This is a genomic window from Shewanella sairae (genome assembly GCF_023283535.1).
Lineage (GTDB): Bacteria > Pseudomonadota > Gammaproteobacteria > Enterobacterales > Shewanellaceae > Shewanella > Shewanella sairae.
In genome coordinates this window covers 1-12,175 of the sequence record NZ_JAKILT010000085.1, presented here as the reverse complement: position 1 = coordinate 12,175, position 12,175 = coordinate 1, and the positions used below count along the sequence as shown (strand labels likewise).

General features: G+C 42.6%; 8 protein-coding genes. All 8 read left to right on the top strand.

Features of this window, described 5'->3' with window-relative positions; all coding sequences use genetic code 11:
* Positions 1 to 458 precede the first annotated feature (458 nt).
* From L2748_RS21860 to L2748_RS21825, 8 genes are read left to right on the top strand one after another with little or no spacing between them, the layout of a single operon-like run.
* Positions 459 to 695 carry an HTH-like domain-containing protein gene (locus tag L2748_RS21860; RefSeq protein WP_220783087.1) on the top strand — a complete coding sequence of 79 codons (237 nt, stop codon included), beginning with the start codon at positions 459 to 461 and terminating at the stop codon, positions 693 to 695.
* Positions 696 to 724: 29 nt separating this feature from the next.
* A complete protein-coding gene (locus L2748_RS21855; RefSeq protein WP_220783088.1) occupies positions 725 to 3,193 on the top strand; it encodes a type I restriction-modification system subunit M in 2,469 nt (822 codons plus the stop codon).
* Positions 3,190 to 4,488 (top strand): restriction endonuclease subunit S, encoded by a 1,299-nt coding sequence (locus L2748_RS21850; protein WP_220783089.1) that lies wholly within the window; start codon positions 3,190 to 3,192, stop codon positions 4,486 to 4,488. The genes L2748_RS21855 and L2748_RS21850 overlap by 4 nt, the downstream gene beginning before the upstream one ends.
* Position 4,489: 1 nt before the next feature.
* The gene (locus L2748_RS21845; RefSeq protein WP_220783090.1) at positions 4,490 to 5,959 is read left to right on the top strand and encodes a DUF262 domain-containing protein; all 1,470 of its coding nucleotides are present in this window, start codon (positions 4,490 to 4,492) and stop codon (positions 5,957 to 5,959) included.
* The gene (locus tag L2748_RS21840; protein ID WP_220783091.1) at positions 5,952 to 7,109 is read left to right on the top strand and encodes a DUF262 domain-containing protein; all 1,158 of its coding nucleotides are present in this window, start codon (positions 5,952 to 5,954) and stop codon (positions 7,107 to 7,109) included. Before L2748_RS21845 ends, L2748_RS21840 begins: the two co-directional genes overlap by 8 nt.
* Positions 7,106 to 8,005, top strand: coding sequence for an HNH endonuclease family protein (locus L2748_RS24565; protein ID WP_220783092.1), 900 nt, complete (start codon positions 7,106 to 7,108; stop codon positions 8,003 to 8,005). Before L2748_RS21840 ends, L2748_RS24565 begins: the two co-directional genes overlap by 4 nt.
* Positions 8,002 to 11,166 (top strand): type I restriction endonuclease subunit R, encoded by a 3,165-nt coding sequence (locus L2748_RS21830; protein WP_220783093.1) that lies wholly within the window; start codon positions 8,002 to 8,004, stop codon positions 11,164 to 11,166. The genes L2748_RS24565 and L2748_RS21830 overlap by 4 nt, the downstream gene beginning before the upstream one ends.
* Positions 11,166 to 11,894, top strand: a complete 729-nt coding sequence (locus tag L2748_RS21825) for a M48 family metallopeptidase (protein ID WP_220783094.1) — start codon at positions 11,166 to 11,168, stop codon at positions 11,892 to 11,894. The genes L2748_RS21830 and L2748_RS21825 overlap by 1 nt, the downstream gene beginning before the upstream one ends.
* Positions 11,895 to 12,175: the final 281 nt, after the last annotated feature.

Sequence of the window (12,175 nt, the reverse complement as noted above, 5' to 3'; positions counted from 1 at the left end):
TTGAGTGGTCATAACGCGATGCGCACAATATACATAATGTAAAATTGAGGCTGTTTTAGCAAAATTATCTATGCCTGGTTAGCTCTATCCGACCGCCACCACTCCATATCAAAATTGATATAACTCGCGCATTTGATCTTTTATAAGAGAAAGAAGAAAACCTATTGAGCGCGGAGCGCAAACCTACGGCCACCACAAAGGTTAATCAGGCTGATTGTGGTAAAGCTGAGGGCAGTGCTTTTCTGTCCTAGCTTTTCCATATGAAGACTTAGGGATCCCCCTGCTAGACTACCCGCACTAAATAAAAAATGCCCCATTATTGGTTTCACTCCACTTATTTCCTTCTTGCAATTCAGAATAATTATTCATAAGCATCAATTCTGCAATTATGGGTTAGCTATTTTAGCTAATTTTGCTAAAATCTCGTTCTAAACGCAGCAAATCGTATTGAGAGTATTGTGAATAAAGTGATTAGAGAAAGTATCAAGCACGCACTAGCCTCAGCTCCACGGAACGGATTTATGGCCGAACTTCATTTACAGTCGATTAAGTATGCTGATGAGTTGGTCAATATTACAGCGAGAGAGTTTTGTGAAGAGTTAGGGCTAAAACCCAGTTATGGCACAGAATTCAGTAAAATGAGAAACCTCACCACACGCCTAAAAGCCGCCGGCTTAGATACGAACAAACTATAACCGTCCAATTCTTATAAAGGTTTACCAAAATGGCCATCAAAAAAACTGAACTCTATTCATCCCTTTGGGCTAGCTGTGACGAACTGCGCGGCGGTATGGACGCAAGTCAATACAAAGACTTCGTGCTGACAATGCTGTTTATGAAGTATGTTTCGGACAAATACAAAGGCGTTCGTCGTGGCATGATCAAAGTGCCAGAGGGTGCTAGCTACGACGATATGGTTGCAGCCAAAGGTGATAAAGAGATTGGTGACAGAATTAATAAAATCATCGCAGCGCTTGCTGAAGCTAACGATCTTAAAGGTGTTATTGACGTTGCCGACTTTAACGACGAAGACAAGTTAGGCAAAGGCAAAGACATGATTGACCGCCTAACCAAGTTAGTCGGTATTTTCCAAGGCTTAGATCTCTCTGCCAACCGTGCCGATGGCGATGACTTACTGGGTGACGCCTACGAGTACCTTATGCGCCACTTTGCGACCGAATCGGGTAAGTCTAAAGGTCAGTTTTATACGCCATCAGAAGTGTCTAACATTCTAGCTAAAGTCGTAGGCATTACCAAAGACACGCCACTAGAGGCATCGGTTTATGACCCAACCTGTGGCTCTGGCTCTTTATTATTAAAAGCCAGTGATGAAGCGCCTCGTGGACTGTCTATCTTTGGTCAAGAGATGGATAACGCGACTAGTGCATTGGCACGTATGAACATGATTTTGCACGACAACGCCACTGCAAAAGTGTTTAAAGGCAACACCCTGTCTGAGCCAGAGTGGAAAGATGGCCCAAATCAACTTAAAACCTTCGATTTCTGTGTTGCTAACCCACCATTTTCTAACAAGAACTGGACCAGTGGCTTGAACCCGGCAAATGATTTATATGATCGTTTTACTTGGGGCATTCCACCTGAAAAAAATGGTGATTACACTTTCTTACTGCATATCCTTAAAAGCTTAAAGAGTACTGGTAAAGGTGCGGTTATCTTGCCTCACGGTGTGTTATTCCGTGGAAATGCAGAAGCCACCATCCGTGAAAACCTGATTAAGCAAGGCTATATCAAAGGCATCATTGGCTTACCGGCTAACTTGTTTTACGGCACAGGTATTCCTGCTTGTATTATCGTTATTGATAAAGAGCATGCACAGAAAGCGGTTGCGGGCTTTAAAGAAGGCGATGAGTCTCTGCCTACCATCACTGGCCGTTCAATCTTTATGGTGGATGCGAGCAAAGGCTTTATTAAAGATGGCAATAAAAACCGCTTGCGAAGCCAAGACATTCACAAAATTGTCGATGTGTTTACCAAAGGCCTAGAACTTGATCGTTTCAGTCGCTTAGTGCCCATTGATGAAATCGCTGCTAACGATTACAACCTAAACATTCCTCGTTATATCGACTCATCTGAGCTAGAAGATCTACACGATTTAAGTGCGCACCTGCAAGGTGGTATCCCCAATCGCGATCTTGACGCGCTAGAGCGTTACTGGAAAGTATTCCCGAACATTCGCGCGACACTGTTTGAGCCCACTCGTGAGGGTTATAGCAACGCATTAGTCACAGTAAGTGAAGTGAAAAGCCGCATTCTGGCGCACCAAGAATTTAAAGACTTTGCGCAGTGTAGCTTAAAACCATTTGAAGCTTGGGTTAAACAGGCGCAGCTTAAAGAAATTAAGCAAGGTGATAGCCCTAAAGAGCTGATCTTTGATATCTCTGAGCAACTATTAAGCGGATATGCTAATAGTGAACTTTTAAACAAATACGACATCTACCAAATCTTGATGGATTACTGGGCGGATACCATGCAAGACGACGTGTATGTATTAATGCAAGATGATTGGAAAGCCGGTAATACGATACGCGAGCTTGTAACTAAAAAAGGTGAAAAGCTCAAAGAAACACCAGACTTAGTTATTGCTAAGAAAAAATACAAAGCAGAGCTTATCCCACCGAGCTTAATCGTTGCTCATTACTTTGCTGACAAGCAAACCGCAGTGGATACCCTGCAAGCCAAGCAAGATGAAGCGACCCAAGCGCTGGAAAGCTACCTTGAAGAACATGGTGGTGAAGAAGGGACATTGGTAGAGGCCATCAATGATAAAGAAAAAATCACCAAGGCCAGTGTTGTAGCTCGCACCAAGCTTGCTGCTGATGCCGAAGAGTTAAAAGCACTTAAACAAGCAACCAAGTTATTTAACGCTGAAGCTTCCACTAAGAAAACGGTTAAAGAAGCACAAGACGCGTTGGATTTATTGGTATTCAACAAATACTCGGTACTGACTATTGATGAAGTAAAAGCGCTGATAGTAGACGACAAATGGCTTGCCACTTTACAAGCCAATATTGTTGCTGAAATTGAGCGTGTTACTCAACAAATGGCAAATCGCGTTAAGCAACTAGAAGAGCGCTATAGCAAACCATTGCCAACGCTTTCTAAATCGGTTGCTGACCTTAGCGATAAAGTCGCAGGCCACTTAAAAGCAATGGGTTTGGAGTGGTCGCTATGAATACATTAGAGCAAGTTGTTCCTGAAGGGTACAAGCAAACTGACATTGGAGTTATACCCCAAGGCTGGAAAGTTTCTACCATTGAAGGGGTAGCTGCTATTATCGATCCGCAACCCGACCATAGAACTCCGCCTGAATCATCGAATGGTGACCCATATATTGGCATCAGCGATTTTATTAGCAATAAAGAGGTTGACTGGGCAACTAGTAGAAAAATTATATCTAAGGCTGTGGACAAGCAAGAAAAAAGCTTCCAACTAAAAAAAGGAGATATTGTCTTCGGGAAAATTGGAACTATTGGAGTGCCAAAGTTTGTACCTCAAGTTCCTTTTAGGTTTGCACTCAGTGCCAATGTTATTTTATTGCAACCCAAGAAGGTTGAGCCAGTCTATCTGATGGAGTTTTTCTATTCAGAGCTTTTTCAACAGACACTTAAAGCAGAGTTGCATTCTACCTCTCAGGCGGCTTTTGGAATGAACAAAATGAGGTTGATAAAACTGCCTTTACCTCCAAAAAAAGAACAAACCGCCATTGCTAATGCCTTGTCCGATGTAGATGTGCTATTAACGGAATTGGAAAAACTGATCGCAAAAAAACAAGCGATAAAAACCGCCACAATGCAGCAACTGCTCACAGGTAAAACCCGTTTGCCTCAGTTTGCTGCTTATACTGATGGCGAACAGCAAGGCCAGACAAAAGGGACAAAACCTAGCGAACTAGGTGAGATCCCTGAGGATTGGGATGTGTTTTTTTTAGGTGATATTTGCCAAATAAAAATGGGGCAATCACCTAACTCATCTAATTACAACTCTGTGGGTAAAGGCTTCCCCCTTGTGCAGGGTAATGCTGATATTGCCAACAGGAAAACGATTGTAAGAAATTACACTTCTGAGATCACTAAAACTGCAGATAAAGGGGACTTAATTTTGTCGGTTCGTGCTCCAGTTGGTGAAATTGCTAAAGCAACGTTTAAATGTTGCATAGGGCGCGGTGTATGTTCAATCAAGTATCCTAACGAATATTTATATCAATGGTTTTTGTCATTTGAATCGCAATGGGAGAAATATTCTAAAGGGTCAACATTTGACTCAATCAATTCTGATGAACTTAAAGCAATCCAAATTATTATCCCAACACTAGAAGAACAAACTGCCATAGCCACCATTCTGTCGGATATGGATAACGAAATCCAAGCCTTTGAACAGCGTTTAGCGAAAACTCGCCAAATCAAACAGGGCATGATGCAAGAGTTGCTGACAGGTAGAACTCGCTTACCATTCGATAAGGAAAGCTAGTATGGCGGTTGTTGTGTCCAAGAGTGTGCCGCACTTCCTTGATAAACGGGTGACGAAAGTCGGTGAGTTATTGGCGTTGGAAAATTTGGTTATTCCTCAGTACCAGCGGCCTTACAAATGGACGCAAGCCAACCTTGCTGATTTATTAAACGATTTGAAAGTGTATCGTGATAAGTCGGCGTATCGTTTCGGGGCGGTGGTGTTTCACCGTCACTACGATGGTGGCAATGACCATGAAAAAGTTGAGCAGTTAGACATCGTTGATGGTCAGCAGCGCACGCTGACCTTGATGTTATTAGTGCAGGCGTTAATAGAGGAGCGCCTGCAAAGCTCAAGCAAACATCAAGCGATAAAGCGCCAAGATGTGCGGGAGTGCCTACAAACGCTTAAAGCCCCACTTTTAAGCTTTTTGGCAGAGCAACGCTTTAGCAGTGATATTTCGCACCACAATCTGCATCAAAACTTTATGGCGGCGAAAAGGGCGGTCAGCCGTAGTGATTTTACTGAAGCGGATATCGATTTTCTGCTCAACCGCTGTGAAGTGGTCACGTTTGTGTTAGATGATGTTTCGGAGGCGTTTCAGTTTTTTGATTCCCAAAATGCCAGAGGGCGCGATCTCGATCCTCACGATCTACTGAAAGCGTTTCACTTGCGCGAGTTTTCAGACCAAGAAAACGAGTTAAAAGCACAGTCGGTGAGTCATTGGGAGAGTTTGCATAGTAAGCAACTTGCGAACCTGTTCGCCAATTATCTATTTCGCATTCGTAACTGGGCGCAGGGTAAATCTGCCCAGTATTTTGGTAAGTCACAAGTAGGGCTGTTTAAAGGCGTAAATCTTGAACAGGTTGGGTTGTACCCGTATGTAGAGCCGCTAAGAATATCTCACCACTTTGTCGATGACTACAACAGCCAATACCAAAGGAAGATCGATCATCAAACGATGAGCTTTCCATTTCATCTTGACCAAATGATCATCAATGGTCGCCGTTTTTTTGAAATGACTAGCCATTATCAAAGGACCATTAGTACGATTATCGACAGCGAGCACAAAGGCGAAGAGCACAAGCCGATCACAATATTAGGGCATGAATTAGATCCATTAGCGAGTCGGATTTTGCGCACCCTAAACAGTTACTCGTCACGTACTCGCACCGGTGATGGTTACGTTCGCACCTTGTTCGATTGCGGGGTGATTTTCTATTTAGATAAGTTTGGCGTTAATCAGTTGTCTCAAGCGATTGAAAAATTGTTTATTTGGGCTTATCGCTGCCGTTTGAAAATGCAGGTAGTGCAGTTAGTAACGATGGATAATCATGCTCTAAAGCTCAATGTATTCGAGCGTATTAAACAGGCAATACAACCGAGTGATGTTTTAAATTGGCCACTACCGACCATTAAACAAAGCGAGGTCAAAGGCACCAAGCTAGCAGAGATTGAAAGACTGTTTCAGGAGATGATGTATTATGAATAGCGGTCTTGGCGCAAAAGTACATGATGGTATTCACTGCTTTAGAGTGAAAGAGTTGCTAGCAGACAACAGTCGCTATCTCGTGCCCATGTATCAGCGCAATTACGCCTGGGGTGAAGGGGAAATCAACCAACTTATTCAAGATGTGCAGGATTACCAGCAACACAAGCCTGACCAACCCTATTATATTGGTACTTTGGTGGTCTTTGAGCGTCCTGATGGCCAGTTTGAAGTAATAGATGGTCAGCAGCGTTTCACGACACTAACTTTGCTCGCTTTTGCGCTCAAGCGTATTGCTGAGGGCAATATTTCAATAGAAAGTAAGCGCTCTGCGCCTCAATCCATTGATATGAGTTGGTATGACGTACCGAATCTTGACTTTGAGAGCCGCCAAAAATCGTCAGATACGTTTTCTGCTTTGAAGCAAGGTGTTGCACTAGAACATTTGAAAAATGATGAGTTCAACCTTGATGTTGTTGAGGGGTATCATCTTCTTGAAAAAGGTTTATTAGCTTTAGGTAATAAACTGGGTGATTTCTGCGCCTACCTTTTTAATCAGGTGGAAATTGCTAGAGTTTCTGTGCCAAAAGACACCGATCTTAATCACTATTTTGAGGTGATGAATAACCGTGGTGAGCAGTTAGAAAAGCACGAGGTAGTTAAAGCTCGTTTGATTTCAGTATTGAACGACATTGAAGATAAAAATGAGCGCGACCAGAGTATAGATGTGTTGGCGAAAGTGTGGGAAGCAACTGCCAACATGGAGCGCTACATTCAGTACGGCTTTAGCAAAACAGAGCGACATGAGCTTTTTGGCACCAATGATTGGGGCCTGTTTACCCCACAAAGTTTTGAGGATGTGCAGAGCATCATTGCTAGTGGTGAGCAGCAAACCGACGACAGTGTAAATTCGGATGTTTCTATCCGTTTGTGTGACATGTTGGCTAACCCACCAACAACAAAAAGCCGTGGGGAGTCTGAGCTCACCCCTGAGCGCTTTAATAGCGTGATTAACTTCTCGAACTTCTTACTGCACGTACTTAAAGTCTCTACCCAACAAGATGTGGCCTTGGATGATAAGCGCTTACTTGAGCAGTTTGAACAGTATCTACTTACAAAAGACTTGTTGGACAAGCAAGAATCGAAGCAGTGAAATCATTTGTATTTGCCTTACTGAAGTCTAAATACCTTTTTGACCAATACATTATCAAGCGTGAATTTGCTCAGGGTGAAGATAAGTGGAGCCTCAAGCGCTTACATTTTTACAACGATAAGAGCCAAAGCTATATCAACACCTTTGACAGCAGCGCGACCAATGACAGTGAAGATGGCTTCGACGGAATTAATCGACGTATTTTGATGCTGCTTAGCGCACTTCACGTATCCACGCCAACTTTGGTCTATAAGCACTGGCTCAATGGTGCGCTGTATCAATTGTACTATATGGATGAAATAAAGCCTGTCGCTTATCTTGAAAAGCTTGAGCATTTAGCCCGTCAGTTTGTGTTTGGCCGTTTTTTACAGCCTGAGGGCGCAGAGTATTTCGCCATGATTTACCAAGGTGCGGGTTACCGAGCCTTAGATAGTGATGATGAATCGGTGATGGATTTACTAAGGCATGGCGCGATTGAAAATAACTTGGTATTCAACTACCTAGATTATCTTCTGTGGTGTAATGGAGTAGAGAGCAGTACCGACGCGGTTATCAACCAGTTTGAGTTTACCTTCCGAAGCTCAGTCGAGCACTTTTATCCACGGCACCCTTTAGATGGCCATAAAAAACTGGATAAAAGCGAGCTGCATCGTTTTGGTAACTTGTGTCTTATCAGCCACAGTAAAAACTCAAAGTTAAGCAATGTACAACCTTCGGCAAAACGCGATCACTTTAAAGCAGCCATCAATGACAAAAATATCGATACCCTAAAGCTGTACAAGATGATTCAACACTTAAATGACAGTGGTGAATGGGGCGTGAAGGAAATCCTCGAACATGAGCAAAAAATGATTGATATATTGAAAAAAGATTCTAAGGCAGGGAGCAACGGATGAGCAAAGTTGGACAAAAAGAGCGTGTGACACAAACTCGCCTAAGAAGATTCTTTGTAGATCAGCTAGATTACGATTATTTGGGCGATTGGGAATGCCGAGAGGGCAATCGAAACATCGAAATCGGTCTGCTAACCGATTGGCTTGCAAAACGTGGAGTATCCGAAGCACTTATTAAGCGAACTCTTAGAAGCTTGGATCGCGCTACGGCACTGGGGGAAGGGAAAAAGTTATATGATGCCAATAAAGAAGTCTATCGATTACTTCGCTATGGCGTAAAAGAGAAAGAAGGAGTAGGTGAGCAAAACCAAACGGTTTGGCTTATTGACTGGGAAAACCCAGAAGCAAACGATTTTGCTATCGCTGAAGAAGTGAGTATTCAGGGAGAGAAGAAAAAACGCCCTGATATCGTCATTTATGTAAATGGCATTGCGTTGGGAGTCATTGAGCTGAAGCGCTCATCGGTGTCTGTTAGTGAAGGGATTCGACAGAATCTTGATAACCAGAAAAAAGACTTTATTCGTAATTTCTTTACCACAATGCAACTAGTGATGGCGGGCAATGATACTCAAGGGCTTCGCTATGGCACCATTGAAACGTCTGAAAAGTACTATCTAGAATGGAAAGAGCAACCAAGTGACCATCAATTGCCGTCGGCAATGATGCAGACAGAAACATTGCTTGATGAACATACGGCGCAGTTGTGTGAGAAAAGACGATTCTTAGAGTTATTGCATGATTTTATCGTATTCGATGCAGGTATTAAGAAGACATGCCGTCACAACCAATTCTTCGGCATCCAAGCAGCTAAGAAGCATATTAAATCTCAGCAAGGTGGCATTATTTGGCACACTCAGGGTTCTGGTAAGAGCTTAACCATGGTGTGGCTAGCCAAATGGGTACGAGAGAATGTGGCGGATTCTAGGGTACTTGTCATCACCGACAGAACAGAACTCGATGAACAGATTGAAACTGTATTTCTCGGAGTTGATGAAGATATCTATCGCACAAAAAGCGGAAGCGACCTTGTGGCTACACTCAACCAGCCAAACCCTTGGTTGATGTGTTCTCTCGTACATAAATTTGGTCGAAACGGTGAAGAGCCGACTGAAAGTGAAAAAAATGAGACGACTGAGCAGTTTATAAAGGATTTAAAACGGGCTTTGCCGGATGATTTTTCTGCAAAAGGTAATCTTTTTGTACTTGTAGATGAGTGCCATAGAACCCAGTCAGGAAAATTGCATGAGGCAATGAAGGCTCTTTTACCTGAGGCCATGTTTATTGGTTTTACGGGTACACCACTGATGAAAAAGGATAAGAAAAAATCTTTAGAGGTTTTTGGCCCTTATATTCACACCTACAAATTTAATGAGGCGGTGAGTGACGGCGTGGTGTTGGATTTGCGTTATGAAGCCCGAGATATCGATCAGCATTTAACATCCAGCAAAGGAGTGGACACTTGGTTTGATACCAACACTCAAGGACTCTCGAACCTTGCTAAGATACAACTTAAACAGAAATGGGGCACGATGCAGAAAGTACTTTCGAGCAAGTCGAGGCTTGAACGTATTGTGATGGACATTTGGCTTGATATGAAGCGAAAGCCAGCCCTTATCTCTGGTCGTGGAAATGCCATGTTAGTCTGTGCGAGTGTTCATCAAGCTTGTGTTGTATACGACTTATTTAGCAAGACAGATCTTGCTGGAAAATGTGCGATTGTCACCAGTTACCAGCCAGCGGCAAGTTCTATCAAAGGCGAAGAATCTGGCGCAGGTCAAACAGAAAAGCTGTTTAAATATGAGACCTACCGCAAAATGCTTGCAGATTACTTTGAGCAAAGTGAAGAAGAAGCGTCTAAAAAGGTGGAAAAATTTGAACAGGAAGTGAAAGCGCGTTTTGTCAAAGAGCCAGGTCAAATGCGTTTATTGATAGTCGTCGATAAACTCTTAACAGGGTTTGACGCGCCCTCCGCAACATATCTTTACATTGATAAAAAAATGGCCGATCACAACTTATTTCAGGCTATTTGTCGGGTAAATAGGCTTGATGGAGAAGAGAAGGAGTATGGCTATATTGTGGATTATAAAGATCTCTTCCGCTCTCTGGATAAAGCGATTAAAGACTATACCGCCGAGGCTTTTGACGGCTACGACGATGAAGATGTCGCGGGACTTCTAAAAGATCGACTGAAGGAAGCGAGATCAGACTTAGATAATGCTCTTGAAGTGGCTAGAGCCCTTTGCGAGCCTGTAAGGGCTCCTAAAGATACTCAAGCGTTTGTGCATTATTTTGTTGGTGAGTCAGGTGCTGAATTAACCAATGAAAATGAGCGAAGTGAGAAAGAAGCTCTTCGTCTAACTCTTTATCAAGCGGTCGCTAAGCTTATACGCTCTTATACCAATTTAGCGAACGAAATGGGGCTAGCTGGCTATACTACTGAGGAAGCGGGAAGCATCAAGCAAGAAGTCGCCTATTTCGAAAAAGTTAGGGATGAAGTAAAGCTGAGTAGCGGTGATTTACTTGAAATGAAGCGTTTTGAGCCGGCGATGCGTCAACTCCTCGACATGTACATTCGCGCAGATGACAGTGAAACTCTTATGGACTTTGAAGAGTTTGGTTTAATTGATTTAGTGGTAAACAATAATGATAAGGGATTGGATTCGTTGCCTAAAGATATTCGTAAAAACAAAGAGGCAATGGCTGAAGCCATCGAGAACAATGTCCGTAAAACGATTGTCGACGAAAACCCAGTAAACCCTAAATACTTTGAAAGTATGGCGACGCTACTTGATGAGCTGATTAAACAAAGGCGAGAACAAGTTATTAGCTATCAAGAGTATTTAGAGCAAATACGAGCATTAGCCAAAAAAGTCGTCAACCCGACAAGTAACACAGCCCACAATTATCCAGATTCTGTTGATACTCTTGCAAAGCAAGCGCTATATGACAATTTTGGTAATGATGAGGTGTTCACTACTCAAATCGATACAGCTGTTCGGTTGAACAAAGAGGCCGATTGGCTTGGTGAGACTTTTAAAGAGCGCAAAATTGAAAATGCTATTCTAAAGGCCACTAACGATTTTGGGATGGACGATGATGATGCAATTGATGAACAGTTGGACCGTATGATGGATATCATCAAGGCACAAAGAGAATACCATTGATGGATACGACCGACAGTTTTGAGGTAACCATTGCAGGTATTGAGCTCACCGTTAATCGTAAAGCGATAAACAACATTCATTTAAGCGTATTGCCACCCAATGGCGCGGTGCGACTGTCGGTGCCAGTCGCAACTAGCGAACAAGCAATTCGTTTAGCTGTAATCAATAAGCTTGCATGGATAAAACAGCAACAAGCTGATTTTGTAGGACAATGCCGTCAATCCATTAGGGAAATGGTTAGTGGTGAGAGTCATTATTTGTGGGGACAACGTTATTTACTCAGCATTGTAGAAACAACAGGTAAACACTATGTTGAAGTTAAAGGTAAACGAATTGAACTTGGCGTTGCGAGCAAAACAACAACAGAGAATCGTTTAAAGTTGCTTAACAAGTTTTATCGTTCAGAAATCAAAGCAACGTTATCGAATCTTTTAGCCTTATGGCAAGAAAAACTGGGGGTTGAAGCTGATGCCATAGGCATCAAAAGAATGAAGACCAAATGGGGCAGTTGTAACATTGCTGATAAACGTATCTGGCTTAACCTTGAACTCGCTAAAAAACCGTCAGAATGCTTTGAGTTTATTTTGGTGCATGAGCTTACCCACTTATTAGAGCGTCATCACAACGATCGTTTCCGAGCTTTGATGGATGAACTCTTACCGGATTGGCGCGAACGGAGACGCTTACTCAATAGTCTACCGTTGGCATATGAAGATTGGAGTTATTAGGTGTAGGTTAAACCTATTGGCTACGTTCATAAAACTGACCACTTGTGAATAAGTAGTCAGTTTTTGTGAATATCGTGATTTTTCCTTGAGTGTTAACTCTAACTGATAAATGTCCAATAAATCAGTTTCACCGCCCGCTCATGACAGCTTCACCTCTTTATGAAAGGTATCAAATATAGAGGTATCACATGATCGAGGTACCATTAAAGCTACACCCTAATTTTATGATGCCGATATTAAGTTAAGATAGCAGGTATCAATATACGAGTGTTTTTCGATAC

Bases quoted from the DNA above. Each gene is read 5' to 3' on its own strand.
- L2748_RS21855 (WP_220783088.1), top strand. From the start codon at position 725: ATGGCCATCAAAAAAACTGAACTCTATTCATCCCTTTGGGCTAGCTGT.
- L2748_RS21850 (WP_220783089.1), top strand. From the start codon at position 3,190: ATGAATACATTAGAGCAAGTTGTTCCTGAAGGGTACAAGCAAACTGAC.
- L2748_RS21845 (WP_220783090.1), top strand. From the start codon at position 4,490: ATGGCGGTTGTTGTGTCCAAGAGTGTGCCGCACTTCCTTGATAAACGG.
- L2748_RS21840 (WP_220783091.1), top strand. From the start codon at position 5,952: ATGAATAGCGGTCTTGGCGCAAAAGTACATGATGGTATTCACTGCTTT.
- L2748_RS21830 (WP_220783093.1), top strand. From the start codon at position 8,002: ATGAGCAAAGTTGGACAAAAAGAGCGTGTGACACAAACTCGCCTAAGA.
- L2748_RS21825 (WP_220783094.1), top strand. From the start codon at position 11,166: ATGGATACGACCGACAGTTTTGAGGTAACCATTGCAGGTATTGAGCTC.